We start from the raw sequence: 26,287 nt of genomic DNA, 5'->3' as shown, positions 1-26,287 counted from the left end.
ACGACGCCACTCCCCGAACGGATACACCATGCACGTCACCCACGATCCCGCGGCCGCCGCCTCGCCGACCATCGACTTCAACAGCTTTCTTGCGGTCGATATCCGCGTCGGCACCATCGTCGACGCCAAGCCGTTCCCGGAGGCGCGCAAACCGGCCTGGCGGCTATGGATCGACTTCGGTCCTGCGATCGGCGTCCGCAAGAGCTCGGCGCAGATCACCGAAAATCATCCGCTCGAGTCGCTTGTCGGGCTGCAGGTCGCGGCCGTCGTCAATTTCCCGCCGCGCCAGATCGGCCCGGTCGTATCCGAGGTGCTGACGCTCGGTTTCCCCGATGCTGCCGGCAAGGTCGTGCTGGTGCAACCGAGCAAGCCCGTGCCGAACGGCGGACGGCTGTTCTAGCGGCACACGATCAAGGACCGGGCCGCCGCCTCTATCGGCGTCCCGCAACGGCTTAATCCGCGTTTTTCACGGCATCGGGAGGTCCGGACTTGACCGCGACACCTTTTGGGAATAAAAACGACTGACTAGTCATTTTTTATTTTTTAATCTGCTTAGAAAAAGTTCCCTGCGCCTAGGCTAAAACGATCGATCGGTCAGTTATTTACGGACTACCAAAATGCCCAAGATCAGCGACAAGCAACGCGAAGGCCGGCGCCAGCAGATCCTCGAAGCTGCCCTCGCCTGCTTCGCTGACGACGGCTTTCACCAGACCGGCATGGCCGACATCGTCAAGCGATCCGGACTGAGCCACGGCGCGGTCTATCTCTACTTCCAGAGCAAGGACGATCTGATCGAAGCGCTCGCCGATGACCGGCACCGCCGCGTAGCCGTGCTCAACTCGGTCGCGCAAGGATCGGGCGATCCGATCGAAGGACTTCACGCGCTGATCCGCGTCTATGCGCAATGGCTCACCGATCCCGCCGGCGAAGCGCGGCGTCGCGTCGGCATCCATGGCTGGGCCGAGGCCCTGCGCAACCGCCGCGTCCGTACCAGCGTCGTCGAGGGCATCGACATGCCTCGCGCGCTGATCGTCGCGCTGGTCGAGCGTGGCCAGCATGCCGGCCTCATCAAGCGCGACCTCGGTGCGGAAGCGACCGCGCGCGTGCTGATCGCGATCTTCCAGGGTTTTGTGCTGCAAAAGTGCTGGGGCGAGGATGTTGACGTCGAGGCCTGCATGGCAGCCGTGGCCGGTGTGATCGAGGGCTTTCGCGCCACCAAGTCTGACATGAAGCGACGAACCAGGGCGTGAGCGATGTCCTGGATTCACGACCTCCTCGCTGGCGCCGGTGTCGGCCTCGTGGGCGGGCTGACATCGGGCTTCATGGGCGTGAGCCCGGGTGGCGGCCTCGTGATCTTCTCCGTCCTGCTGCTCGGCGCCGAGCAGCACGTCGCGCAAGGAACGTCGCTGATCGCACAGGTGCCGCCGACGGGCCTTGCGGGCGTGCGCCGCTACTGGCAGAGCGGCAAGCGCAGCCGGTTGCCATGGATCGTCTGGATCGGCCTCGGATTTCTCATCGGTGGCGCCGGCGGTGGTTACGCCGCGGCCGCGGTCTCCGACTCGGTCCTGCAATGGACTTATGTCGTGTACCTCGTCGCGCTGATCGCTCTGCTGATCCTGCGCCGCGAGCGTAAGGACGGGAGCAACGAGGCCGGCGACCGCAATGATCTGCCCTGGCTACCCCTGCTCCTGATCGGCATGCTTGCCGGATTCTCGTCCGGCTTCATGGGCATCGGCGGTGGCCTCGCGATCACCGTCGGCCTCGCTGCGGGTCTTCGCGTCCCGCAGCATCAGGCACAACTCGTCAGCCTCATCTTCTCGATCATCCCGACCACCGTCCCTCCGGCCTGGATCTACTGGAGCAAGGGCTTGATGGTCGGCTGGCCCGCCATCATCGGTATTTTGGCCGGACTCTGGATCGGCACCGATCTCGGCGCACGCGCGGCCAATGGCGTCAGCAAATCGCTGCTGCGCCGGATGATGATCGGCTTCGTCGCATTGATGGCGCTCTACATGAGTTACAAGGCGCTGTTCTAGCCTCACGGCCGCTTCGGAATATTCAGCCCGCGCTGCACGGCCGGACGTGCCAGCCCGCGGTCGAGCCAGGCACCGACCGACTTGAACTGGCTGAATGCGACGAGATCGCCGGCGCCGTAGAAGCCGATGAGATTGCGCACCCAGCCGAGCATGGAGATGTCGGCGATGGTGTAATCGTCATCCATGAACCATTGCCGACCGGCGAGATGCGCCTCCATCACGCCGAGCAGGCGCTTGGACTCGTCCACGTAGCGTTCGAGCGGCCGCTTGTCCTCGAACTCCTTGCCGGCGAATTTGTGGAAGAAGCCGACCTGGCCGAACATCGGCCCGATGCCGCCCATCTGGAAATGCACCCACTGGATGGCCTGGTAGCGGCGTGCGGCGTCTTCCGGCAGAAGCTTGCCGGTCTTCTCGGCGAGGTATTGCAGGATCGCCCCGGATTCGAACAGCGGCAGCGGCCTGCCGCCGGGGCCGTTGGGATCGAGAATCGCCGGGATCTTGCCGTTCGGATTGAGCGAGAGGAATTCGGTCGTCTTCTGGTCGTCCTTGCCGAAATCGACAAGATGGACTTCGTAAGGCAATCCGATCTCCTCCAGCATGATCGAGACCTTGACGCCGTTCGGCGTCGGCAGCGAATAGAGCTGAAGCAGTTCGGGATGTTTCGCCGGCCAACGTTTGGTGATGGGAAAGGCAGATAGAGCGGACATCGGGACCTTTGATGCATGGACTGAGGCGTGCTCAATCTAGGCAGGACGCCGTGCGGCGCAAGTCACTATTCGTCCCTGCGAGCCCTCGCTTATGGCGGCAGCGTTGCCATCGCCACGACCGGAGTCATTGCGTCGTGTTGCAGTCGGTACTCGATGAACCGTTGACCCGTGATCAACAGCAGAGCCGTAAAGGCAATCGCCAGCATCGCGGTCGCCAATTGGCAGACGTCGTACATGGTGTTTTGTCCCTCAACAGTCATTGGCCAACGACCGTTCAAGGACCATGTTCCTCGCCCGCTTGAAAATATTGCCGCATTTTCCCACTCTCCAAGACAAGGGTATCAAGACAAGGCCATCGCACTGTTCCAGCCGCCCGCGCAGGGACCATTGAGCCTTCCAAGCGTTATCGCCGGATGAGCATCGAGAAGCGCGCCCTGCTCGACCATGCTGAGCGGTGTCGCCGTGTCGCCGGCGAACTCGCGCATAACGCCGCCGCGCGGCGGTTGCAGTCAATGGCCGAGGAGTACGAGGAGAGAGCAGCAAGACTGGACGACGATGGCGTTGATGTGAAGCAGAGCCATGCCCGTCGCTGCCACGCGGGAGACGGAAGCGATCGCGAGGGCCACGGAGGCCTCAATAGTTGATCTCCATTCTCAGCCCCCGCGGATCGATCTCGTCGTCGCCGACACGTTGCGTGCTATCGCGCGCCGCGACCGCGCAGGCGCAGGCATCGATGAGATCATCGCGGCCGATACCGGTGCGGTAGCGAAGCGTCAGCCATTTCGGCAGGCGCGTGAATCCGCGCCGCTCCAGGAGCGCGATGCGCTGTTCGCGGCCTTGCGCCGATGTCTTCTTCGCAAGATGGACTCGTCCTGCCAGATTCCAGAAAATCAATTCCGGATGGGCTTCGCCGATGCTGGCTTGCCGCGCCGGCGTCATGATCGCGTCGACGTCCCTAATCTTGTCCCTGATGTTCCAGAGCTGCGCGGACACGCCCCTGCCCTCACCCTCATGCGCCCAATAATGGCGATTGGCCGTAGCCATATCCGGAAACGTCCAGAGGTCGCGGCGCGCGCCGAGAAATACGGCAGGCCCGATCAATTCGCGCGCACGCAGATCGCAAGCGCGATAGCCGCTCGGATTCAATCCGATCGGCATATCGATCATCGCGCGCGCATGCGGCATCGCGAGCAGGCGCGTCAGGCCCGATGAATAATCGAAGCCGTGATCGCCGCGTTCGTCGATCCAGGCCGCGACCCAACCGAAGCGAAATCCATCGAGACCGAGATAGGTTGGCACGTCGTGCGTCCGTCATTTCCAATTTCTCACGCGCGCCGCTTGACGCCGCAAGTTGCGGGCGTATGGGCCGCGCCCCCGCGATCACTTCCGTTCGCGAAAACAGTGAACCCAGTGATGAAGCACAGCTACGAAAGATTTGCGCGTCTGTCGAATGGCCTGCGGCCAATCGATTGCGCATGCTCGGCTCATGGGAGCGATCTTGCCTGACCGCAAGATCGACAGTCCGCTTCTCACGGACCCTCCCGAGCCTGCCGCTCCGGAGGGTTTTTTGTTGCCCGCCGCGCGGCCCATTCAGACATCCCGGCAATGGCCGGAACCGGAGACCCGGATCCCGGGGCTCGCGCAAACGATGCGCGTGCCAAACCGCCTGGACTCGCGTCAACGGCTTCTCTGAGGCACCCCCCGTTGTGTGGATCGCTGCGTCGGAGACGGCGTTTAATTGATGGGCAACGACAACGATCCCGGACGCGGGACTGCGCCCGGAGCCAATGAAACCTCTGACATGAACCGTACGTTCACTCTGTAGTGCGCGCGGGATGTGAAACAGGACTCAAGGCCATGCGACGACCCGATCCCTACATGAAACGCGCCCGCGAGCTCTGCCTCGCCGCCGGCATCGATCCCGACTCGCGCGTCGGCGAAGGACGCGGTCAGCCGGCCTGGTGCTCGTATCGGGACGCTGCGCGCAAGGAGCATCTCGCCCGCGAAGCCAACACCGCCGCGAGCGAGATCGCGAACCTGCGTCCGCAGGAGGCGCGCTTCCAGAACGCGCCGCTGAAGATCTTCGGCCCGCATGAGGAGGCGACCGTGGCGCAGATGCGCAACTGCATGGCCGTCGGCAATGTCGTATCCGGCGTGATCTGCGCCGATGGCCATCTCGGCTACGCCCAGCCGGTCGGCGGGGTCATCGCCTACGAGAAGCAGATCAGCATCTCCGGCGTCGGCTTCGACATCGGCTGCGGCAACATGGCTGCAAGGCTCGACACCCGCTTCGACGACATCGCCAACATCGTGCCAACGATCATCCGCGACGTCGCCAAGACAATCTCGTTCGGTGTCGGCCGCGCCAATGCCGAGCGGGCCGAGCACGAGCTGTTCGACGACGGCGATGCCTGGCGCGAGAGCGACATGGAGGCCTACCGTCAGAAAGCGATGAGCCAGCTCGGCACGGTCGGATCGGGCAACCACTATGTCGACCTCATGCGTGACGAGGACGGCTTTGTCTGGATCGGCGTCCATTTCGGAAGCCGCGGCCTCGGACACACCTCCGCGACGCGCTACCTCAAGGCCGCCGGCGGCAAGGACGGCATGAACGTCCCGCCCGCCGTGGTCGACGAGGAGTCCGAGCTCGGCCGCCGCTACATCGCGGCGATGCAGCTCGCCGGGCGTTACGCCTATGCGGGTCGCGAGTGGGTCGTCGAGCGGGTCCGCCAGATCATCGGCGGCAGCGTGACCGAGAGCGTGCACAACCACCACAACTATGCCTGGCGTGAGACCCACGACGGCAAGGATCTGTGGGTGGTGCGCAAGGGCGCGACGCCGGCGTTTCCCGGCCAGAAGGGATTCGTCGGCGGCTCGATGGGCGACGATGCCGTCATCCTCGAAGGCGTCGACAGTCCGGAGGCCAAGGCTTCGCTGTACTCGACCGTGCACGGCGCCGGCCGCCTGTTCGGACGACGGGAGGCGAAGCGGCGCTTCTCGCGCGCGGAGATGGACCGCTGGCTGAGCGAACGCGGCGTCACCCTCGTTGGTGCCGACCTCGACGAGAGCCCGATGGCCTATCGCCGCCTGCCGGACGTGCTGGCGCAGCACGCCGGCACCGTGCGGGTGCTGCACACGCTGCGGCCGTTCGCCGTCGCCATGGCCGGCGAAGGCGAGTTCGATCCGTGGAAGGACTGACGCAAATGACGGGCGGGAGGCGATGCCTTTCCGCCCGTTTGGCGTTGACGCCGCACACGCCGTACGCGCATCAGCCTCCGGCCGCCTGATAGGCCAGGCGCTTGAACTCGAAGAAGAACGGATTCCAGAAGCCCAGGTAGCGCTGGGTCATCAGCACGCCGGCGGTGTTTGCCTCAGGGCAGATCCACCAATGGGTGCCGGCAAGCCCGCCCCACTGGAATTCGCCAATCGAATTCGGCGGATCGAACGGCGTCGGTGCGAAGGTGACGGCGCCACCGAGGCCAAAGCCCTTGCCGGGGATCGGCCCGAGATTGGCGAAGCGGATGGTCTGGCCGGCGGACAGTTGGTTCGTCATCATCTGCCGCAGCGTCTCCGGCTTCAGGAGCGCATCAGAACCGGGCAGCAGTGCGCGCACCAGCGCCAGCATGTCGGCCAAGGTCGAGACCAGACCGCCGCCGCCGGACAACCGCGGCAACGGCCGCCGATAGGCCTGAGGATAAGGCAGATGATCGGCCCGCGTGAGGCCGGGCTTCATCGGATCAAGCACATCAGCGCCGTTATAGAGTGCGACCAGCCTGCCCTGCTGCGCTTCCGGCACGTGGAAGCCGGTATCGATCATGCCGAGCGGATCGAAGATGCGCGCCTTGAGGAAGGCGTCAAGCGGCTGGCCGGAGACGACCTCGACGACACGGCCGAGCACGTCGGTCGCCACCGAATATTCCCAGCCGGTGCCGGGATGATAGGACAACGGCAGATCGGCAAGCCGGTCGATCATGTCGGCGAGCGGCGTCAGCGGATTGAGCACGCGCGCCTCGTTGTAGCCTTTGAACAGCACCGTGCCGGGATCGAAGATGCCGTAGCTGAGCCCGGACGTGTGGGTCAGCAGCTGGCGGATCGTGATCGGGCCCCTCACCGGCTCTACATCGGCAAGGCTCGCAGCGCCCGGCTTCAACACCTTGCGATGGCCGAGCTGCGGCAGAAATTTCTCGACGGCATCATCGAGCCCGACGCGGCCTTCCTCGACCAGCAGCATGATGGCGCAGGTGATGAAGATCTTGGTGTTGGAGAAGGCGCGGAAGATGTGGTCGGGCCGCAGCGCAGTGCTGCTCTCGCGGTCGGCGAACCCGACGCATTGCTGGTCGACGACATCGCGGCCCCGCAGCACCGCCCAGGATGCACCCGGGATGATCTCCTGATCGACATAACGCTGCATCGCCGTCCGTGCGGCGGAAAAATCTGGTGTCCTGGCGTCCATGTGTTTTCCCCAATGATCGTCGGGTCGGATATAGCGGGAATTCGCGGGAAATGAAGATCCCCCGCGAGCGCTATCCGTCCTTCATGAATGCAGTGACGTGCAGGCGACGCCGAATCCGCATGCCTTGCCGCTGATAGAGCGCGATGGCCGATGTGTTGTGGGAAAACACGTGCAGGAACGGAATTCCGCCGCGCGCCTCGATCTGCCGCGCGACCGCCGCGAGCAGCGCCTGCGCGTAGCCGCGGCCGCGATGATCAGGGTGCACGCAGACGGCCGTCATCTCGACGAACCTTCCCGGCTTCATCCGCTCGCCGGCCATCGCGACCAGCTCGCCGCCGACACGGATACCAAGGAACGTGCCGAGTTCGTGCGTGCGCAGCGCGAATGGACCGGGCTTGGTCAGCTCGGTCAGCGCCATCATGGCGGGCACATCGGCGGGCCCCAGCGTGACGATCTTGGCATCGCGGAGCGGGCTGTCGGCCGGGGAGCCGATCATCTGCTCGCCGCTCTCGGCGAGCACGATTTTGAAGCCGGCGGGGACGTCGACGGGCTCCGGCGTGAACAATGCAGCGACCTGCGAGCCCGACATGAGATCACCGAGCGCGGCGAAGCTCGCCGCCGACATGTCGACCATGTCGGCAAAGGGCGTCATGTCCACGGGATAGCGCAGCGCACGCGGGCCGCCTTCGGCCAGATGTTTCTGGCTGGTTGTCAGCGCGCTCCAAATCGGACGATCCAGCAGCGCCACATCGCTGTCGGACACCGGCCTAGTCCTTGTCGAAGCTGACGATCACCGCCGCATTGGCGATGAGAATGGGGTCGTTGGCCACTTCCGTGGCCGAGGGAACCTCCAGCCCGCCCTTGACCGCGTTGACGGTCACCGTGCCGTAAGGCAGCTCCTTGGCGACCGCTTCCTTGTCGACGGCCTCCGGATTCGGCACGCCGATCGTGACATCGACGAACATGTCATTCGCGGTCTTGCCGATCATCCGGAAAAAGCCGAGGCTCGAATGCCTGATCGCGTCCGACACCGCCCGCTTCGCCGCCTTGGTGGCGTCCCTGCCGTGGACGTCGACGCCCATGCCCATCTCGGTGACACAACGAACGCGAGTCATTTCCTGATTCCTGTCATTGGTTTGGTGATTTGCGAGTGTCGGCGATCGGAGATCGCGACACAAGTGAGATCCTCACGTTGGCAGGAGGTCTCAGCCGAAAGCTCGGTCATTGCGAGCGCAGCGAAGCAATCCAGAGTCTTTTCGCGGAGGCAGCCTGGATTGCTTCACTGCGCTCGCAATGACGAGCGTGGTGAAAGCATCGACTCACGCCTTCAATTTCTCATGCGCCCGCAGCTCATCGACCAGCACGCGCACGTTCTCCGAATAATCGATCGGGATCGAGACCAGGTGCACGCCGCCCTCCTTGAAGGCCGCCTCCAGCGTCGGGCCGAAGCTGTCGATGCTCGCGATACGATGCCCCTTGGCGCCGTAGGCCTTCGCATAGACGACAAAGTCCGGATTTCCAAAGGTCATGCCGTAATCGGCAAAATGATCGACCGCCTGCTTCCAGCGGATCATGCCATAGGCGTTGTCCTCGAGCACCAGCACGACGAGATTGAGCTTGAGGCGAACGGCGGTCTCCATCTCCTGGCTATTCATCATGAAGCCGCCGTCGCCGGCGACCGCAAGCACGCGGCGGTCCGGATGGAGCATCGCGGCCATCATCGCCGACGGCAGGCCGGCACCCATCGTCGCCAGCGCGTTGTCGAGCAGCAGCGTGTTGGCGACACGGGTGCGGTAATTCCGAGCGAACCAGATCTTGTACATGCCATTGTCGAGCGCGACGATGCCGTTCTCCGGGATCACCTGGCGGATGTCGTGCACGATCCGCTGCGGCGTCGGCGGCCAGCGCGCCTCGGTGGCGCGATCGCCGATGTGATTGAGTATCTCTTCGCGCAACGGCAAGAGCGCCGCTGCCTGCGGCAGCTTGCCTTCGAGCCGGTCGGCAAGCAGCTCCAGGCTCGGGCCGACGTCGCCGACGACCTCGGCGTCGGGAAAATAGACCAGCTCGACGCTCGCCGGCGTGTAGCTCACGTGAATCACCTTCGGCCCCGCCGGCCCCATGATGAAAGGCGGCTTCTCGACGGGGTCGTGGCCGATCGCGACGATCAGGTCGGCGGCATCGATCGCGTCATGGACGTAATCGCGTTCGGACAGCGCGGCGGTCCCCATATAGAGATTGGTGCCGCCGGGCACGGTGCCCTTGCCCATCTGCGTGGTGAAGAAGGGAATGCCGGTCCGCCGCACGAAGCTTGCGATGCCATGAGTCGACCGCGGCCGGCTGGTCGCAGCGCCCATCATCACCAATGGGCGTTTTGCGGCCAGGATCATCTCGGCGGCGCGGTCGAGCGCGGCGCGATGGGCGACCGGAATTTCGATTGGATGCACCGGAATGACCGGGGCGGCGGGCACTTCATCGCCGGCGATATCCTCGGGCAATTCGAGATGCACCGGCCCCGGCCGCTCTTCCATCGCGACGCGAAAGGCATCGCGCACCACGGTCGGGATGCTGGAGGCGCTGACGATCTGCCGCGACAATTTCGTCAGCGGCTTCATGGTCGCGACCACGTCGACGATCTGGAAACGCGCCTGCCGGCTGCTCATGATCGGCTTCTGGCCGGTGATCAGGATCATCGGCATCGCGCCGAGATGCGCATAGGCCGCGCCGGTGGACAGATTGAGTGCGCCAGGTCCAAGCGTCGACAGACATACGCCGGGCTTGCCGGTCAATCGCCCATGCGTGGCGGCCATGAAGGCGGCGGCCTGCTCGTGGCGGGTCAGGACCAGCTCGATCCTGGAGGTGCGGAGCGATTCGACGAGATCGAGATTCTCCTCACCGGGTACACCGAAGATGCGGTCGACGCCCTCGTTCTCCAGCGCCGCGACAAACAGGTCCGATCCTTTGACCTTGCGTTCCTGCCCGCTCATGTTGTCCCCGCTCGCTGTGCTGACTCCTGCGTGTCACAGGAAGGGCCTATGGTAGCGGCTCGCGGCGCGGACACAACTCACAAAGCGGCGCGCGACCGCTTTAACATCGTCATTGCGAGCGCAGCGAAGCATTCCAGACTTTTTCGGCGGATAGATTTCTGGATTGCTTCGCTGCGCTCGCAATGACGGAGTGTCGAGTGGCGGCATACCTCCCTCTCGTGTCCCGGACGCGCTGCAACGCTCTTGGCGTTGCAGCGCAGTGCCGGGACCCAGCAGGCCGCGCACTCGCTGATGCATGGGCCCCGGCTCTGCAGCGCATCACTTCGTGCTGCGCAGCGTCGGGGGCACGAGACCGTTACGGCGCGCAGCGCAGTCCGAGGTTTTCCGATTTCCCTTCGCTCTATCCGCGTTGCGAATCTCTTCTGCGAGCTCAGGCGCGCTGCCCTTCCCGGGCCGAAGTTCCTCGCCCAACAAATCAGCACCAAATGGCCGCATATGAGTCCGCAACCTTTGGCGGCGTGGAGGATTCATGGTCAGCGACTCTTCTGTCGCGATCTCAACTGCCAACCTCAAAGGAGTTCACATGGCTCTTCTCGGAAACCTGCTCGGCACGGTCGATGGCCTGCTTGGAACAGCAACGGGTGCGCTGTCAGGCGTCGCCGATGCAGGTGGAAGTGCAACGGCCGGCGCCAGCGGCTCGGTCGATCTGTCCCACACGCTCGATGTGGGAGCGCTGATCGAGACCAACCCCAGCATCGACGTCTCCGCGCCGGGGCTTGCGGGAACCGGCGGCATCGACGCATCGATCTCCGCGCCGACCGCGGTCGGCCTTAGTGCGGACGTCGGCCATCTCGATGTCGGTGGCCTCCTCCACGGTCTGGTCTGAGTAGCAATTCCCCAATGACCGATAGTGACGTGGGGCCTCGGCCCCACGTCACGCCATGCATAGCCGCCAGCGTCCCGGCGCAGGCTCTTTTGACACCTTAAGGACATTCAGATGGCGGCAGCGCTCTTGACGGTCGCGGACGAGGCGGCGGAGCAGCCCTATCGTCGCGGCGACGACGTGCGCGAGGCGCTGAAGAAGCTCTGGCCGCACTTTCTCTGGGCCGGATTGTTCTCGAGCGCGATCAACCTGCTCTACCTCTCTTCACCGCTCTATCTGATGCAGGTGTATAACCGCGTCCTGCTCAACGAAAACATCTCCACGCTCGTTCTGCTCACCCTCATCCTCGCCATCGCGCTCCTGACCATGGCAGGCCTCGACGCCGTGCGCGCCTGGATCCTGATCCGCTGCGGCATACGGCTCGACATGGAGCTGTCGACGCGCGTGTTCGAAGCGCTGGTGGTACGATCGGCCGAGCGCGGCGCTTCGCGTGGCGCCCAGCAGCTGCGCGATCTCGACCAGTTCCGCACCTTCGTGACGGGCTCCGGCATTTATTTTGCGTTCGACCTGCCCTGGATTCCGATCTATCTGCTGCTGCTGTTCTTCATCCATCCTCTGCTCGGCCTCGTCGCCACCATCGGCGCGCTGTTGCTGCTGGGGCTCGCAGGCGTGAACGAGGTCCTGACCCGCAATCCGATGAAGCAGGCCGAGGCGTCCGGCAACCAGTCCTACGTCTTCACCGAGAACGTGCTGCGCCACGCCGACGTGATCCGCGCCATGGGCATGCAGCCGGCGGTCGAACGCAACTGGCAGAGTCAGCGCTCCGCGATGCTGGTGCAGCAGGCGGTCGCCAGCGACAAGAATGCAGTGATGACCTCGTCGATCCGGTTCTTCCGCCTGCTGCTCCAATCCCTCATGCTCGGCGCCGGCGCCTGGCTCGCCATCGACCATGCTATCACGCCCGCGACCATTTTTGCGGCCAGCATCGTCATGGGCCGTGCGCTGGTCCCGGTCGAGCAGGCGGTCGGCACCTGGAAGCAGTTCATCGGCGCGCGCGACGCCTACACGCAGGTGCGCGACCTGCTGGCCACCATCGACCTCTCTACCCCGCAGACCATCGTGCCGAAGCAGCGCAACACGGTCGAGGTGCGCGAGCTCGTCTGCGAATTGCCGTCACGGCCCGAACCGGTGCTGAAAGGCCTGTCCTTCGAGCTCGCGGGCGGGAAAGCGCTCGGCATCGTCGGGCCGAGCGGCTCGGGAAAGAGCACATTGGCGCGCCTCCTGGTCGGCGCGATGGCACCCGCTGCCGGACGGCTGCGCTTCGGCGGGCTCGACTACAATCACTGGGATCCCGTCGAGTTCGGCCGCCATGTCGGCTATTTGCCGCAGGATGTCGGCCTGTTCGCCGGCACCGTACGCCAGAACATCGCGCGCTTCGGCGATGCCTCGACCGACGAGATCATCGACGCTGCCGTTCGCGCCGGCATTCACGACATGGTGCTCGACCTGCCCCGGCAGTACGACACGCGGCTCGGCGTCGGCGGCGTCGGTCTCTCCGGCGGCCAGCGGCAGCGGCTCGGCCTCGCGCGCGCCCTGCTCGGCCGCCCGCCGCTGCTGGTGCTGGACGAGCCCAACGCCAATCTCGATGGGCCCGGCGAAGAGGCGCTGAAGGCCGCGCTGCTCAGCGCCAAGGCGGACGGCGCAGCCGTCATCGTCATCACTCACCGCACCACGATCCTCGACATCGTCGACGTCATGATGGTGCTGCGAAGCGGCATGCTCGACATGCTCGGCCCGCCCGGCGAGGTCTATCAGGCCTTGCAGCAGCAGGCCGCCGCACGGGCGGCCGCATCATGAGCACGCTCGGTGCAACCTATATCGCCGACCGCGAGCGCGCCTATTACGCGCGGCCGGGACGGCCCGCCCTGGTCGGCGCGATCGTGGTCGGCGCATTCGCTTCGGCCATGATGTTGTGGGGCACACTCGCCCCGATCTCGGGCGCGGCGATCGCCAGCGGCAATCTCCAGGTCGAGGGACGACGCCAGAGCGTGCAGCATCCCTATGGCGGAGTGATCCGCCAGCTTCTGGTCCGCGACGGCGCTCACGTCGAAAAGGGGCAGCTGCTGCTCGTGCTCGACGACAGCGATCCCCGCGCCAAGCTGGACGTGCTGGTCGCCGACCGCGACGCCTCGCGTGCGGCGCAAGCGCGGCTGATGGCCGAGCGCGACGGCCAGGCCGCGCCGGAGTTCGGCGTCGATCCGAAGGATGCGAGGCCCGCGCTGCGCCAGGCGATGGCGAACGAGATTGCGATGATGGCCGCGCGAAAGCACCAGTTCGAAGCGGAGACCGCCGTGCTCCGGCGCAAGATCGCCGAGCTGAACGCGCAGATCGACGGCACCCAGGCGCAGCTCACCGGCACCGAGAAGCAACGCGAATTGCTCTCCGACGAGATGACCGGCGCGCAGCATCTGTATGAACAGGGCTACACGCCGAAGACGCGAATCCTGGCCTTGCAGCGCGAGGACGCCAAGCTCCAGGCCGACATCGGCGCGCAGCGCGCCAGCATCGCCGGCATGCAGCAGCAGATCGCGCAGAACGAGGCCGAGATCGCCAAGGCCGAACGCGCCCGGATGAGCGAGATCACCGATCAGCTGCGCTCGACCGAAAACAAGCTGGCCGAGCTCGCCCCGAAGATCGACGCAGCGACCGACGTCGTCACCCGTACGCAAATCCGCGCGCCTGCGACCGGATCCGTGGTCGGGCTTGACGTGTTCACCGAAGGCGGCGTGATCCAGCCGGGCGCAAAGCTCATGGATATCGTGCCATCGGACAATCCGCTGATCGCGGATGCGCAACTCAAGCTGTCCGACATCAACGACGTCACGGTCGGCCGCCGCGCCGAAATCCGGCTGACCGGCGTCAACTATGTCGAGCGGCCCCGCCTTTACGGCACCGTGCGAACGGTCTCGGCCGACCGCGTCACCAACGACAAGTCCGGCGGCCCCGGCTATTACGCCGTCGAGGTCTCGCTGGAGCCTGAGGACGTCAAGAAGTCGCGCATCGAATTGCAATCGGGCATGCCGGCCGAGGTGATCGTGCCGACGCGGCCGCGCACGCTGTTCGAATATCTGTTTGGCCCGCTGCGCGACGAGCTGACCCGCGCCTTCCGCGAACGCTGACGAGGAACAATGGCTGCATCCGAGCAGAACAACCGCCGCGCCGAAAAGGCCGAGATTGCCCGCAACATCACGACGGAAGAGACGGTCGCGTTCATGACCGCTCTGGTCGCCTTCCTGAAGGAGGCCGAGGCCGCCGGACATCATGGCAGCAGCGATGCTCAGCCGAGACCGGTGGATCTGCCGTCCGCCCCCGCGCACCTTGGCGATCCGACGCCGGCTGAGACGACGCCGGGCGACCGCCAACCGATCTCTGGCGATCAGCATGCCGACGCGAGCGCACCTCCGACGGACGAAACGTCAACAGCGCTTCATGCCGACGTCGCGGCTGCCGCCGTGTCGCATGCCGATGGGGGCGTCGATGTCACCGCCACCCGGGACGTCCCGGTCAACGCGACGGCTCCCGCCGACAGTCACGCCGCGCCTCCCATTGCTCCCGTCGCGTCCGATCATCCTGGAGGAATCAGCACCAGCTCCACTCACGCCGAAGTCGCGACCTCCGTCTCCATCGATCCGGCGTCGTCCCTGCACGAGCTCGGCAGCACGATCACGAACCTTGTCGACACCTCGCTGGCGGCGGTGTCGCACACGCTGGACAGTCTGAGCACGACAGTGACCCAGTTGACGTCGGCCGTAACCGGAACGATTGGCCAGCTCACCGACAGTGTCACCGGCCTCGTCGGCGGCTTGCTGCATTCCGTCGGTGGCGACACACATGACGCGTCCACCCCCGACCTGGTCAACGCGCTGGTCACGGATATCGTGAGCACGCCGCCGGCCTCGCACCATGACAGCGCCACGACGCACCATGCCGATATCAGCGGACTCGATACCGCCGGCGCGGTGCCGATGGCGGCGCTGCCACCGCTGACGATGCATCTCGGCTTTCTTGGCCAGCCGAGCGACAGCCACGATATCCACGACGGCGCGTTCTCTGCGCTCGGCGTACATCATTTCTAGGGCATTCCAAATCGACGCCGAGGGCAGTTCGCGTTGACAGCTAGGTATATCTGACTAAAGTCAGACATTATGCTCGACCCCGTCTCCCGCGTCCGCCGCTTCAACCGCGCCGTCACCTCTGCCGTCGGTGCGCTCGACACCTCGTTCCTGGGGCGTGGCCGGCCGCTCGGGGCGGCGCGGGTGCTCAACGCGATCGGGCACGGACGCTCGGACGTGGCGGAGATCCGCGACTATCTCGGCCTCGATTCCGGGCTGATGAGCCGGCTGCTCCGCAGCCTCGAGGACGAAGGGTTGATCGAGACCAACGCGCGTGAGGACGATGCGCGCCGGCGCATGGCAAAGCTCACGCGCGCGGGCCGGCGCGAGTTCGCGGCCTATGAGGCGCTGTCGAACGCGCAGGCCGACGGCATCCTGGCGCAACACTCGCAAGCCGAGGCGCTGCTGGCGGCGATGGACCTGATCGCCTCCGCGCTGACGCGCGAGCGAGTCACGCTGGACGAGATGGACCCGCAAAGCGCGGAGGCCCGCCATTGCCTCGGCGAGTACTATGCCGAGCTCGGGCGCCGCTTCAAGCAGGGGTTTGATGTCTCGCGCTCGCGCGATCCCGATGCCAAGGACATGCGCCGGCCGCGCGGCACCTTCATCGTTGCGATCTCGGACACGCTGCCGATCGGCTGCGTCGGATTGAAGGGCACCGATCACGGCTATGCCGAGATCAAGCGTCTGTGGGTGGCGCCCGCCGCGCGCGGGTTGCGGCTCGGCCGCCGCCTGATGGATGCGACCGAGGACGCTGCGCGCGAACTCGGCATCACGCTGCTGCGGCTCGACACCAACAGCGCGCTGCCCGAGGCCGGCCAGCTCTACCGCAGCACCGGCTGGCGTGAGATCCCGCGCTTCAACGACGATCCCTACCCCGATCTGTTCTTCGAAAAGCAACTGTGACGCCGCGAGGCGAATTCGCCTCTGCTGCGTTGTGCTTGCAGCATGGGAGCTTCCCGATGAACAGCGCCGATCTCGCCGAGACCTATCGCAGCTACATCGCCTGCCTGAACCGGCAGGACTGGCCGGCTCTCAGCCGGTTCGTGCATGACAATGTCGTCCACAACGGCCGGCCACTCGGGCTGTCCGGCTATCGCGCGATGCTGGAGCAGGATTTCCGCGAGATTCCGGATCTGCGCTTCAACATCGCGCTGCTCACCTCAGATCCGCCCACCATCGCCTGCCGGCTGACATTCGACTGCACGCCGGCCGGAAAATTCCTGGGCCTCGACGTGAACGGTCGGCGCGTGTCCTTTTGCGAGCACGTCTTCTATGCGTTCCACGATGGACGGATCCGGCAGGTCTGGTCGCTGATCGACAAGACGGCGATCGAGGCGCAGCTCTGACGCTGCGCCTCGATCTCGAACTTACGCCGGCACCGGTGCCGCCTCGCCTTGCGGCTTTGCGAAGGGGCGGAACGTCATTGCCATCAGGAAGGCGCCGAGGCCCATCGCCCAGGAGGCGATATAGAGCCAGGCATAACTCGAGAACGCGTCGTAGATCAGGCCGCCTGCGAGCGGGCCGGTCGCCATGCCGAGGCTGCCGGCCATCGCGGAGCCGCCGATCACCGTGCCCATCATCTTGAGCGGAAAGTTCTCGCGAATGAGAACGGCATAGAGCGGCATGGTGCCGGCATAGATGAAACCGAAGACGGCGCCGACAGCATAGAACGTTGCGAGCTGATGCGCGAAGACATAGGCGAGCGCGCCGAACGCCTGCAGCAGGAGGCCCGTGACCAGCACCCGCTTGGCGCCGAAGCGGTCGCCGAGCACGCCAAAGGCGATGCGGCCGCCCAGGCCGGCAAAACCCTCGATGCTATAGATCGTCACCGCCGCGACCAGCGGAATGCCGCAGCTCACCGCATAGCTGACGGTGTGGATGATCGGGCCGGAATGAGTGGCGCAGCAGAAGAAGTTGGTGGCGAGCAGGATCAAGAATTGCGGCGAGCGCAGCGCCTCGCCCATTGACAACTCGCCCTGCGCCGCTCCCTCGCCCTTTGGTGCAGCGGCAGCATGCGCGAGCGCCGGCGGACGGCGCACCAGGAACGAGACCGGGATCATGATGGCACCGACCACCAGCGCGACGATCTGCATGGAGGTACGCCAATCGTGGCCGGAGACGAGCCAGGCCGCGAACGGTGCCATCGTCATCGGCGCCATGCCCATGCCGGCCGAGACCAGCGACACGGCGAGGCTGCGTTGGGTCTCGAACCAGCCGGTCACGGTCGCCATCATCGGCGCGAAGATCGCCGCGCAGGCCGCCCCGACCAGGAGGCCGAACACGAACTGGAATACGATCAGCGAGGCCGCATGGCTCGCGGCGAACAGGCTCAGCGCCAGCACGGTCGATCCCGTCAGCACCACCGGCCGCGGCCCGAATCTGTCCGTCAGCGTGCCCCAGACCATGCTGGTGAAGGCCATGGCCAGAAAGCCGATGGTCATCGCGCTGGAGATGCCGGTCACCGACCAGCCGGTGTCCTTCGTGATCGGCTGCAAGAACACCGGCAGCGAAAACATGCCGCCGATCGCGACGCAGCCAAGCAGGCCGCCGGCGGCGACGATCACCCAGCGGTAGGGGGATTGAGTCATTTTGGTCTCCCGTCAGATCTGTCTGGGTGGAAGACGAACGGGAACAGCGCCGGCCGACAGCGCAACGTCATTTTTGCCGCACGCTTTTGTGACCTGCCAATAAAATGTGCGAAAACAACCCCATGCACAGTAGCCGGCCCCTGCCGGATCAATGACTTACGGCGTTGCGACTGCGGTTTGACGCGTCGGGCAAAACACCGACACAATGGCATCATTCGATAGATCCTGATCTCGTCCACGATTTCTGATCGTGACCATCGGTCCGTCCCTCTCCAGACGCGCGCCGCGCGGCCGCGGCACGCGGCTGTGTCCGACCATGCGCCTTGCCATCTGCTCCGTGAATTGCAGGAAATCCATCGATGCCAAAGATCGATCTCGCCACAGTGCCGGCTCGCAAGGGCTCCGGCTATCCCGCGCCCTTCAGGGCCCATGCGCCGACCGCATCCGGCAGCGGCTCGGCAATGCCGGAGGCCTCGAGGATTTCGGCGTCAACCTGATGCGCCTGCCGCCGGGCAATTGGTCGAGCCAGCGGCACTGGCATTCGCACGAGGACGAGTTCGTCTACATCCTCGAAGGCGAAGTGACGCTGATCGAGGATGGCGGCGAAACCGTGTTGCGCGCGGGCGACTGCGCCGCCTTCCCCAAGGCGAGCGGCAACGGTCATCACATGATCAACCGGTCGGATGCGATGGCGGTCTATCTCGAAGTCGGCTCGCGCTCGCAAGCCGACCTCATCACCTGCTCCGACATCGACATGATGAGCCCGGCATCCGACGGCCGGTTCCTGCACAAGGACGGCACGCCGTATCCGGACTAGGTGGGCTCGTGAGCCCGCGCAGCGGGCCATCCGGGTCGGGAGATGCAACGACATGCTGCCCATCTCGCGTTGCCTCTCAGCCTACGGATACGCCCGCCTTTGCCCGGCTAATTCCGAGAGCCAGAATGCGATGCAGCAGGTCCGGGTAGTCAAGTCCGTCATGCCGAGCCGCTGTAGCGAACTCTTGGCTCTTTGCGATCTCGGGATTGGGGTTCGCCTCGATGAAATACGGCGTGCCATCGGCCGTGAGGCGAAAATCGATGCGCGCGTATCCATCGAGCCCAAGCGCCCGGTAGATGCGCTTTGCGGCTCGCTGAATGCGAGCGGTGACTTCGGGTGCGAGGTCCGTCGCCGGTCCGTCGACTATCCCGACACGCTCCTGATAATCGGTATCGTGCTTGGCTTTTTCGGTGGCGATATGCCGTGACCTGCGCCCGCCCATGCTGCCGAACTTTAGCTCCCAAATGGGCAGAACTCGCAGCCGATTATTGCCGAGCACGCCGACATAAAGCTCCCGCCCCTCGATAAACTGCTCGGCGATGGCGGCGGTTTCGCTCCGGTCGTGGATGAACGCGACCCGCTCTGCGAGCTTCTCGTCCGTATCGACGATGGATGCCTGCGAGATGCCGAAGGATCCATCCAGGTTCAGGCTCTTGACGATCAGCGGCAGCGCGAGATGCGCAGGTCGCTTGACCTTGCGGCGCATCGGGAAGACGGCGAAGGCCGGGACCGCGATCCGGCGATGATGCACCAGCGTCTTAGACAGGTCCTTGCCGCGCGCCAGGATCAGGCCACGCGGGTTGCAGCCCGTATACGGGACCTTCATCAGCTCGAGATAGCTCGCGATGTGCTGGTCATAGGCAACGTTATAGTGGAACTCCTCCAGCAACGTGAAGGCCACGTGCGGCTTGAAGCTCTCGATCTCGTCGCGCACCGGCCTGATTTCCTCCTGCGCGCCGAGGGGGCGAACCTCATGGCCGGCCGCGCGCAAGGTGCTCACCACATCATATTCTGTTTTCCATTCGTTGATCTGTTGCGCGGTGTATCCGTCGGTCGAGTCCGGTGGCATGAAGTCCGGATGCATGAGCACCAGAATGCGAAGCCGTCTCATAGTGCGATCCATTTGCGGCGCGATGGGCCGAATAGCGCGTGCATGGTCTTGGCGGTCACGAGGACGGTGAAGTCGAGGACGAGCTTCTGCTCCGGTCCGACGGCACGCAGATCGAGCTCGCGGCAGCGGGAGATCATGTCGTCAAGCACGGCATCAAGGGTGAGCTGGTTCTCGCCCGTCCACCGCGCGACCAATTGCCTGATTTGGGCGCGGTGTCGCCTGATCAAGGCCGAAGCCGGTTTTCCACGTTTATGCCGTGGGTCGGCGGAAAAGAGCCTGGAGAGGTCGCGGTCGTAGGTCTTCGGCGGCGTGAAGGCGTAGAACGCCTGCTTCTTCTTGTAATGGTCTTCGAGTGTTTGGCTGAGCTGGCGCAGCGGGTCGACACGCTCTCGCGTGGTGATCAGCGGTCGCTTTCCCGCAATCTCGCCCATCAGCTCGTCGACATATTCGAGTTTCTTCAGCGCTGGCCAACCGGCATATCGCGTCCGCCAGTTCGAACGCGGCCGCAGCCACACTGCAAAAGTTTCGGCGAAGTCTTCGTCGGGATGGCTCTGCGCGTACCAGAGGCGCAGATGCTGGACATAGCGCCGGCTGGCCGGATTGGGCCGGTAGTAGCGCGGGTAGTGTTTCGATGACGGGCCGAACAGCTGCTGCCAGCGCCGGCGGCGCTGCAATTGGTAGCCGTGCTGCATGGCATGGCCCGCCTCGTGACGGAGGATGGCCATGCACTCGCGCCAAGTTCCACCCTCGACATCGAACATCATCTTCTTCTCGAGCTTCATCAAGCGGGGATGGGCGAGATAAAATGGGATGGCAATGCCGGGAACACCTGCCGGACTAAACCATTCGCTCGAGATCCATGTATGTGGCCGCAGCCGGATGCCCCGCTCTTCGAGCTCTTCGTGGAGAGTGCGGACACAATCCTCGAGCCAAGTGCCTTCAACCGCAACCCTCAGGCTGCTGAGCCGTTGCTTGAGCAACTGATCATCCGACAGCCGTTCCCAATGATATTTCCGGCGTGGCATAGCGGATCTGGAAGTCCTAACAACCCGGTAGCAAGATGATGTCATAGGATGCTGCTGACAACAACTCGACCCTTCGCAACGTGCCGTCGTTCAGCGGCCCGCATCGGCTTCCGGTCATCGGCCGCCGTTAACGTCCAGGCGGGACGACTTCCGGTTTGGGCTCGGAAGCCCAACGCTTGTGAGTACATGCCCTAGTTGGCGAGGCCCTGCTTCCCGATCCAATCGTTGATCAGCCTGGCGATGTCGTCGGAGTTGCGGTCCATCATCATCATGTGGGTGTTGCCCTTGATCCCCATCTTGGGCAGCTCGAACGTATCGACCTTGCCGCCGGCTGCCGCGACCGCCTGCCCCCATCTGGTCGGGTTGACGACGAGCTTCGACCACACCGGGACCTTGTCCAGGAAATCGCCCCACACGATGAGATGCGGCACGCCCTTGAGTTTTGCGGCATCGGCCTTGGCGGGATCAGGCGCGCCTGACGGTTCGATCGCGATCAGCGCCTTGACTTTGTCGGGTGCATTGAGCGCGGCAGTAAAGCCGAAATTGCCGCCCTGGCTGTGCACCACGATGATGCAGGGGCACACCTTCTGCACCAGCGCGTCATAGGCTTTTTGCGTGGCAGCGTCGTTCGTGGCCCAGCGCGGAATGCCCTGCTTGGCGAACTGGTCGAACGCCTCGATCGGGAACTGCTCGCCCTCGAACGCCTCGCGCTTGCCGCCGACCTCGTAGCTCGGCCCGATCCGGAACAGCTCCCACGCTTCCTTCTTGGGCCGGAAGAACGGCTCGCTCTTGAAGATTTCAGGATAGCGCGCCCAGGAGGCGCGGCCGCGCTCGACCGCATCCGAGACGTAGACGTCATAACCGGCATTGAGAAAGAACTGCTGCCAGCCCGGCTTGCCGTCGGGCTTGGTCTCCCAGGTCACGCCGGAGAGGCCGCCACCGTGCCAGAGCAGCAGCGGCAGCTTCGACTTCGGCTGCGCGAGCTTGACGAACTGGACGTACATCTGCTCGACCTCGAACTCGCCGTTCGGATCGACCTTGATCGGCGGCGCGCCGGGCGAGAACACGATCTCCTTGGACGGAAGCCCGTTCAGCGTCTCAGTGCGCCCGCCGACGTGGAAGCTGCCGACCTCCTTGACGAGGTAGTCGGCCGTCGCCGGCGTTGCTGATGCGATGGCTGTTGCCAGTGCGATCAGGGTCCTGCGCATGAGGTGCTTCCTCCGTTCTCGATGTTTCTTGTTGGCAGCATTGTTATGCGAAGCGCCGATGCAGGGCAAATTCGACCGTGCCAACAAAACTCGAAAATCCCCATGCGCGGTAGCCGCTCCTGCGTTCTCAAGGATCTACCTCGAAGTCGGCTCGCGCTCGCAAGACGACCTCATCACCTGCTCCGACATCAACATGATGAGCCCGGCATCCGACGGTCGCTTCCTGCGTACATGGCAGCGCTGCGGCGCCACGTGCTGACGGTGAGCCAGACCGCGGAGACCAGGAAGTAGAACGCGCCGACCGCAGCATAGCCCGCGACGTTCGCGATCGACGGCACTGCAGGCATCGAGGCCTGGAAGATGAAGAAGCCGCCCGCAAGAGCCGACTGGCCACCGCTGAGCACCATGGCCCACTGCGCGCCGAAACGCTTCCAGCGCCGCACGGCCGTGCCGAGCTGAAGCAATCCAGACAGTATCGCCCAGGCCCCGAAGACTCCGAGCACCCAGTTCATGCTCACCTGCAAGGCCAGGATGACCGCGATGGTGGTCGCCAGGCTGACCAGCACGTTCAGGCCCTGCGTGCGGTTTTGGGCCAACCCGCCGCTGCAGAGCGCGTCGAGATAATTGGCCGCGGCGTCCCATGCCGGATAGGCGACGAGCAACGTCGCTGCGCTCACCGCAGACGATGGCGCGATCGCAAAGGCCGCGATGACCCAGGCGACGGAAAACGCCGCACGCAGGAAATAATAGTGCTTTAGCCATTGTGCATGGTCGGCCGTGTCCGAGGCCATCTCACGATCTTTCATTGTCTCTCCTTACCTACTAGTTGGTAGATTCACCGCGAAGCCGAATCACCGTGCCCGCCGTGATGCTTTGCAGCTTGTATCGACCTCGTCCGTCAGTGCCTGGTGGAAAGCCGGTCCAGCAGCGGCCGGGTGATGGTCCCGAACATCTTGGGATCGCCATAGGCGCGCGCCGACAGCATCGCGCCGTGAACGGTCGCCATGAATCCTTCCGCCTCGACCCGCGCGGTGCTGGAGAGCTGGAGTCGCCCCTGCCGTTTGCCGCGCTCCATCACCGATGTCAGCCACGAGGCCAGCGCGCGGAAATGAGCCCGGACCTCGACTGCCACGTCCTCGGGCAGGATCGGAAGCTCGCTGGCAAGGAGCGCACACACGCAGAACGGAGCCGTCGCGTCCTTGATGCACATTTCCCAGTACGCGATGTAGCTTTTGAGCTGCTCGCCGGGGTCTGCGACATTGCGTTCGAGCGCCGACAGTCCCGCCTGGGCCTCCTCGCGATAGCGCGACACGAGGGTGCGGACCAGATCGACCTTGCTGGCGAAATGGTGGTGGATGCTCGGCTTGCGGATGCCGACGATCTCGGCGACGTCGGCGTAACTGAAGCCGTTATAGCCGCCTGCAATGATCAGCGTACGTGCGCAGGCGAGAATGTCGTCGGCCGTGGATGAAGGATTGCTCATATCGAAGTCCTACCTTCCAGTTGGTAGACAATCAAGGTGGGGTGCTTCAATGATCCGTGAATGGTAGGAGCCTGCATGACCATCCGCCCGATCATCCGCTATCCCGACCGCCGGCTCGCCATGCCGGCCCGCCCCGTCACCGCCTTCGACGACGGCTTGCGCGATCTCGCGCAGGATCTGCTGGACACGATGCGTGCTGCGCCCGGCATCGGCATCACAGCGCCGCATATCGGCGTGCCCCTGCGGGTGGTGGTGCTCGAGCTCGACGCCAGGGACGGCCCCCTCACCTATGTCAATCCGGTCATTGAATGGGCCTCGCCCGAGATGATCCTGCACCGCGAAGGCAGCGTCTCGATGCCTGGGGTCAACGACGAGGTGCAGCGCCACGCCCGCGTGCGGATCAGCTATCAGGATCTCGACGGCAATATGCAGACCGAGGAGTCGGAAGGCTTGCGCGCCGTGTGCCACCAGCACGAGATCGACCAGCTCGACGGGATGTTCTGGCTGCAACGGCTGTCGCGGCTGAAGCGCGAGCGGCTGGTGAAGAAGTTCGAGAAGATGTCGCAGGGGTGACCGTGATGTGATGGCGCCTTCCATCCATCGCCACGTCCTCAAGCCCTCTTCCCGCTCCGCTTGGTCATTGGCGCGTTGCGCCGCTCGCGTTTGCCGCGCGCGATCTCCGTCGCCAGCGCGTCCAACTTCGGCTCCCAGAAATTCCTGAACTGGCCGATCCATGCATCCACCGCGCGAAGCCCGGCAACGTCGACCGAATAGAGCCGCCTTTGCGCCTCCGCCCGAACGCTTGCAAAGCCGCTCTCTCGCAGCACCTTGAGGTGCTGCGAGACCGCCGCCTGCGTGATTCCGAATTCGGCCCCGATCACGTCGACGACCTCGCCGGACGCCATTTCCTGAAGCGCCAGCAGTTCGAGAATGCGACGGCGCACGGGATCGGCGAGGACCTCGAAGACGTGCATCAGCTTCCTGTGCCCGGATGCGCGATGTCGGGCGGCATCTCGCCGCGATAGAACGCAATGGTGCGGTCCGAGCGCTCTTTTGCCGAGGCAGGATCGACCCCGCTTGCGACATGCGCTGCGCGCCAAAGCTCGCCGCTTGTCGTCATGAAGTCCTTGCCCTCCGGCGAACCCATCCACGCCTCGGCCGTCTCGTGATCGACCGATGCCCCGGTCGCAAGATAGCACTCAAGTCCCGCAAGAGCGAGATCCCAACCGATACCCACCGCACCCGGTCCGAACTGATTCCAATGATCCTCGATGATCGCGGTATGCTCGAGCGTCAAACGCGCCTGACTACGTTCTGCTGCCAGCCTGACATCGATCCAGCTGACTGCCCCTGCAAATTCCCACGTCGCGGCGAAATGGGTCGGCGGCGTGCACGCCGTGATGGTGCCGCCCGCATTGCCCTTGAGCTGGTACCGTCCGCCGAGCTCCAGGTCACCCTCGACCGGCAGGAACCAGCGCGGAATGCGCTCGCTGCTGGTCACGGCGTCCCAGAGATCGTCGACGCTCGTGTCGTAAAGACGCGTGAGAGTCACCGCGCTCGCCGGTTTTCCGTCTTTCTCAAAATTCCGTACTGAACGCGTGACAAGCCCCAAGACCCTGGCGACGTCGATCTCCATTGCGTTCCTCCCTGTTGCTTTGCGCAGAGAGGAATATCGAGCCGCACTAATATAAGTCAAGCCTTATATTTGTGCGGCTCGTAGTTGCGGCCTGCCCGCTTCCTGCGACCGGACAGGCCGTCGACGGGCGCTATTTCAGCGGCAGAAAGAGGTCCGCGACCGTCTCATGCTCCGGCACCTCCGGGAAGAAGCTCAGCCGCTGGCAATAGATCGGGAAGTCGCGCGCTTCCTCGCCGCTGGCCGGGAGCCAATCGCGATAGAGGTAGAGCGCGGCGGGCTCCAGATTGTCGGTATAGCCGACGACGCGCAGCACGGCGCAGCGCCCGCCGGGGATCTCGCCGGCCTTGATCTTCTCGCCATTGGCCTCAATCGGCCGGTCGGTGCCGACACAAAGGTCGATGCTGTAATCGGAAGGCGAGGCAGGCCGGCGCTCGGAACGCCAGACATTGAAGGTCGGATTCGTCTTGGGGTGCAGGCCCGCTGCCTTGCGCCAGGCGATGAAGCGCTGGATGGTGGCCGGAAGCATCGCCGGGTCGCCCCGGTGCTCCATGATCGCCACCTTGGTGGTGGGCACATCGCGGATCGTCACGTCGTCAGCGGTAAAAGTCGTCTGCATGAGCTTGCTCCTCGCGTTGTCGAGAGGCCCGAAGGCCGCAAGCCACGGCTCCCAGTCGGGAGATTTCCGGAACGACGACGGCGATTGCCCGAACCGTTGCCGAAAGGCGCGGGCGAAGGCATCCGGCGCGTCGTAACCGGCATCCATCGCGATGTCAGTGACATCAAGGGCGTCCATGTAGGCGAGCTGATGCGAAGCGCGCTTCATGCGGGCCAGCTGGACATAGCGATGCACGGATAACCCGAAGGTCGCCGTGAACTGCCGGTGGAAATGAAATTTCGAGAAGGCCGCAACACCGCTCAGGGTTTCCAGGTCCATATCGTCGTCGAGATGCCGGTCGATATGGTCCAGCACCCGTCGCATCCGGTCCTGATAGTTTTGCAGCGCCGCCTTCATCGTCCCTCCTCCGTGGCGGCTGCATCTAGTCGCGTATGGCCGTGGCGTGCTCGACCGATCTTGCGGTTTGGCAAAGATCCGTAGCCCGGATGGAGCGCAGAGAGTGGGCAAGAATTGTGTTTCGCCCCTGATTATATGGCGTAGCCGAGGGTCGGGCGTATTTTTGCTT

The 26,287-nt window shown here is 64.5% G+C and carries 28 protein-coding genes and 2 pseudogenes; 14 read left to right on the top strand and 16 right to left on the bottom strand.

All coding sequences use genetic code 11. The features are described from left to right. Nucleotides 1-28 precede the first annotated feature (28 nt). From BLV07_RS35020 to BLV07_RS35010, 3 genes are all read left to right on the top strand, one after another. A complete protein-coding gene (locus BLV07_RS35020) occupies nt 29-400 on the top strand; it encodes a tRNA-binding protein (protein ID WP_091894975.1) in 372 nt (123 codons plus the stop codon). Between the two features lie 217 nt (nt 401-617). Next, a complete protein-coding gene (locus BLV07_RS35015) occupies nt 618-1,250 on the top strand; it encodes a TetR/AcrR family transcriptional regulator (protein ID WP_091894973.1) in 633 nt (210 codons plus the stop codon). Between the two features lie 3 nt (nt 1,251-1,253). Next, a complete protein-coding gene (locus BLV07_RS35010) occupies nt 1,254-2,036 on the top strand; it encodes a sulfite exporter TauE/SafE family protein (RefSeq protein ID WP_091894971.1) in 783 nt (260 codons plus the stop codon). Between the two features lie 2 nt (nt 2,037-2,038). On the opposite strand, the gene BLV07_RS35005 is transcribed toward BLV07_RS35010, so the two are convergent. Further along, nucleotides 2,039-2,743 (bottom strand): glutathione S-transferase family protein, encoded by a 705-nt coding sequence (locus BLV07_RS35005; protein ID WP_091894969.1) that lies wholly within the window; start codon nt 2,741-2,743, stop codon nt 2,039-2,041. Nucleotides 2,744-2,832: 89 nt separating this feature from the next. Further along, entirely contained in the window at nt 2,833-2,979 is a 147-nt protein-coding gene (locus tag BLV07_RS47940) for a hypothetical protein (RefSeq protein WP_176945957.1), read from the bottom strand. 177 nt (nt 2,980-3,156) lie between these two features. Here BLV07_RS47940 and BLV07_RS46785 point away from each other — a divergent pair, with 177 nt between their 5' ends. Continuing rightward, nucleotides 3,157-3,387, top strand: a complete 231-nt coding sequence (locus tag BLV07_RS46785; RefSeq protein ID WP_143035580.1) for a hypothetical protein — start codon at nt 3,157-3,159, stop codon at nt 3,385-3,387. On the opposite strand, the gene BLV07_RS35000 is transcribed toward BLV07_RS46785, so the two are convergent. Next, nucleotides 3,377-4,042 carry a DUF429 domain-containing protein gene (locus tag BLV07_RS35000; protein WP_091894967.1) on the bottom strand — a complete coding sequence of 222 codons (666 nt, stop codon included), beginning with the start codon at nt 4,040-4,042 and terminating at the stop codon, nt 3,377-3,379. The two genes, BLV07_RS46785 and BLV07_RS35000, sit on opposite strands and share 11 nt — an antisense overlap. A gap of 558 nt (nt 4,043-4,600) precedes the next feature. On the opposite strand from BLV07_RS35000, the gene BLV07_RS34990 reads away from it, so the two are divergent. Beyond that, nucleotides 4,601-5,941 (top strand): RtcB family protein, encoded by a 1,341-nt coding sequence (locus BLV07_RS34990; RefSeq protein WP_091894963.1) that lies wholly within the window; start codon nt 4,601-4,603, stop codon nt 5,939-5,941. Between the two features lie 70 nt (nt 5,942-6,011). On the opposite strand, the gene BLV07_RS34985 is transcribed toward BLV07_RS34990, so the two are convergent. The 4 genes from BLV07_RS34985 to BLV07_RS34970 form a co-directional block, all read right to left on the bottom strand. Then, a complete protein-coding gene (locus BLV07_RS34985; protein ID WP_091894961.1) occupies nt 6,012-7,196 on the bottom strand; it encodes a serine hydrolase domain-containing protein in 1,185 nt (394 codons plus the stop codon). A 70-nt stretch (nt 7,197-7,266) separates the two neighbouring features. Beyond that, complete coding sequence (locus BLV07_RS34980) at nt 7,267-7,959, bottom strand: GNAT family N-acetyltransferase (protein WP_091894959.1); 693 nt, start codon at nt 7,957-7,959, stop codon at nt 7,267-7,269. Between the two features lie 4 nt (nt 7,960-7,963). Continuing rightward, on the bottom strand, nt 7,964-8,311 hold the full coding sequence (locus tag BLV07_RS34975; RefSeq protein WP_091894957.1) for a Lin0512 family protein: 348 nt from the start codon (nt 8,309-8,311) through the stop codon (nt 7,964-7,966). Nucleotides 8,312-8,515: 204 nt separating this feature from the next. Next, nucleotides 8,516-10,180 carry an acetolactate synthase large subunit gene (locus BLV07_RS34970; protein ID WP_091894955.1) on the bottom strand — a complete coding sequence of 555 codons (1,665 nt, stop codon included), beginning with the start codon at nt 10,178-10,180 and terminating at the stop codon, nt 8,516-8,518. A gap of 583 nt (nt 10,181-10,763) precedes the next feature. Here BLV07_RS34970 and BLV07_RS34965 point away from each other — a divergent pair. From BLV07_RS34965 to BLV07_RS34940, 6 genes are all read left to right on the top strand, one after another. Continuing rightward, nucleotides 10,764-11,066, top strand: a complete 303-nt coding sequence (locus BLV07_RS34965; protein ID WP_091894953.1) for a hypothetical protein — start codon at nt 10,764-10,766, stop codon at nt 11,064-11,066. A gap of 111 nt (nt 11,067-11,177) precedes the next feature. Beyond that, nucleotides 11,178-12,920, top strand: a complete 1,743-nt coding sequence (locus BLV07_RS34960) for a type I secretion system permease/ATPase (RefSeq protein ID WP_091894951.1) — start codon at nt 11,178-11,180, stop codon at nt 12,918-12,920. Next, a complete protein-coding gene (locus BLV07_RS34955; RefSeq protein ID WP_091894949.1) occupies nt 12,917-14,242 on the top strand; it encodes an HlyD family type I secretion periplasmic adaptor subunit in 1,326 nt (441 codons plus the stop codon). Before BLV07_RS34960 ends, BLV07_RS34955 begins: the two co-directional genes overlap by 4 nt. Before the next feature lie 9 nt (nt 14,243-14,251). Then, on the top strand, nt 14,252-15,199 hold the full coding sequence (locus BLV07_RS34950; protein WP_091894947.1) for a hypothetical protein: 948 nt from the start codon (nt 14,252-14,254) through the stop codon (nt 15,197-15,199). 69 nt (nt 15,200-15,268) lie between these two features. Continuing rightward, the gene (locus tag BLV07_RS34945) at nt 15,269-16,141 is read left to right on the top strand and encodes a bifunctional helix-turn-helix transcriptional regulator/GNAT family N-acetyltransferase (RefSeq protein WP_091894945.1); all 873 of its coding nucleotides are present in this window, start codon (nt 15,269-15,271) and stop codon (nt 16,139-16,141) included. Between the two features lie 56 nt (nt 16,142-16,197). Then, nucleotides 16,198-16,584: an ester cyclase gene (locus tag BLV07_RS34940; protein WP_091894943.1), complete on the top strand. Its 387-nt coding sequence runs from the start codon at nt 16,198-16,200 to the stop codon at nt 16,582-16,584. Between the two features lie 21 nt (nt 16,585-16,605). Here the strand turns inward: BLV07_RS34940 and BLV07_RS34935 are convergent, their stop codons facing one another. Further along, nucleotides 16,606-17,826 carry an MFS transporter gene (locus BLV07_RS34935; protein WP_091894941.1) on the bottom strand — a complete coding sequence of 407 codons (1,221 nt, stop codon included), beginning with the start codon at nt 17,824-17,826 and terminating at the stop codon, nt 16,606-16,608. 359 nt (nt 17,827-18,185) lie between these two features. Between BLV07_RS34935 and BLV07_RS34925 the strand changes: the two are divergent. Then, nucleotides 18,186-18,643: pseudogene (locus BLV07_RS34925) on the top strand (cupin domain-containing protein). 76 nt (nt 18,644-18,719) lie between these two features. On the opposite strand, the gene BLV07_RS34920 reads toward BLV07_RS34925, so the two are convergent. The 3 genes from BLV07_RS34920 to BLV07_RS34910 all read right to left on the bottom strand — a co-directional run bounded on the left by BLV07_RS34920 (nt 18,720) and on the right by BLV07_RS34910 (nt 21,987). Continuing rightward, complete coding sequence (locus BLV07_RS34920; protein WP_176945956.1) at nt 18,720-19,754, bottom strand: D-alanine--D-alanine ligase family protein; 1,035 nt, start codon at nt 19,752-19,754, stop codon at nt 18,720-18,722. Beyond that, entirely contained in the window at nt 19,751-20,779 is a 1,029-nt protein-coding gene (locus tag BLV07_RS34915; protein ID WP_091894935.1) for a putative zinc-binding metallopeptidase, read from the bottom strand. The genes BLV07_RS34920 and BLV07_RS34915 overlap by 4 nt, the downstream gene beginning before the upstream one ends. 191 nt (nt 20,780-20,970) lie before the next feature. Continuing rightward, nucleotides 20,971-21,987, bottom strand: coding sequence for an alpha/beta hydrolase (locus BLV07_RS34910; RefSeq protein ID WP_091894933.1), 1,017 nt, complete (start codon nt 21,985-21,987; stop codon nt 20,971-20,973). Nucleotides 21,988-22,123: 136 nt separating this feature from the next. Between BLV07_RS34910 and BLV07_RS49135 the strand changes: the two are divergent. Continuing rightward, nucleotides 22,124-22,213 (top strand): annotated as a pseudogene (locus BLV07_RS49135) (cupin domain-containing protein); the annotation flags it as partial. Here the strand turns inward: BLV07_RS49135 and BLV07_RS34900 are convergent. Then, a complete protein-coding gene (locus BLV07_RS34900) occupies nt 22,176-22,793 on the bottom strand; it encodes a DUF308 domain-containing protein (RefSeq protein WP_091894929.1) in 618 nt (205 codons plus the stop codon). The pseudogene BLV07_RS49135 and the gene BLV07_RS34900 sit on opposite strands and share 38 nt — an antisense overlap. Before the next feature lie 92 nt (nt 22,794-22,885). After that, the gene (locus BLV07_RS34895; RefSeq protein ID WP_091894927.1) at nt 22,886-23,470 is read right to left on the bottom strand and encodes a TetR/AcrR family transcriptional regulator; all 585 of its coding nucleotides are present in this window, start codon (nt 23,468-23,470) and stop codon (nt 22,886-22,888) included. 75 nt (nt 23,471-23,545) lie between these two features. Here BLV07_RS34895 and BLV07_RS34890 point away from each other — a divergent pair, with 75 nt between their 5' ends. Next, on the top strand, nt 23,546-24,043 hold the full coding sequence (locus BLV07_RS34890) for a peptide deformylase (RefSeq protein WP_091894925.1): 498 nt from the start codon (nt 23,546-23,548) through the stop codon (nt 24,041-24,043). 38 nt (nt 24,044-24,081) lie between these two features. On the opposite strand, the gene BLV07_RS34885 is transcribed toward BLV07_RS34890, so the two are convergent. The 3 genes from BLV07_RS34885 to BLV07_RS34875 all read right to left on the bottom strand — a co-directional run bounded on the left by BLV07_RS34885 (nt 24,082) and on the right by BLV07_RS34875 (nt 26,118). Continuing rightward, the gene (locus BLV07_RS34885; protein ID WP_091894923.1) at nt 24,082-24,444 is read right to left on the bottom strand and encodes an ArsR/SmtB family transcription factor; all 363 of its coding nucleotides are present in this window, start codon (nt 24,442-24,444) and stop codon (nt 24,082-24,084) included. Then, nucleotides 24,444-25,106 (bottom strand): SRPBCC family protein, encoded by a 663-nt coding sequence (locus BLV07_RS34880; RefSeq protein ID WP_091894921.1) that lies wholly within the window; start codon nt 25,104-25,106, stop codon nt 24,444-24,446. The genes BLV07_RS34885 and BLV07_RS34880 overlap by 1 nt, the downstream gene beginning before the upstream one ends. A gap of 130 nt (nt 25,107-25,236) precedes the next feature. Beyond that, entirely contained in the window at nt 25,237-26,118 is an 882-nt protein-coding gene (locus BLV07_RS34875; protein ID WP_091894919.1) for an AraC family transcriptional regulator, read from the bottom strand. Between the last annotated feature and the right edge of the window lie 169 nt (nt 26,119-26,287).

The organism is Bradyrhizobium sp. Rc2d (assembly GCF_900099855.1).
Classification (GTDB): Bacteria; Pseudomonadota; Alphaproteobacteria; order Rhizobiales; family Xanthobacteraceae; genus Bradyrhizobium.
Note: the sequence above shows the minus strand (reverse complement) of the source record. Positions and strands in the feature narration are given on the sequence as shown.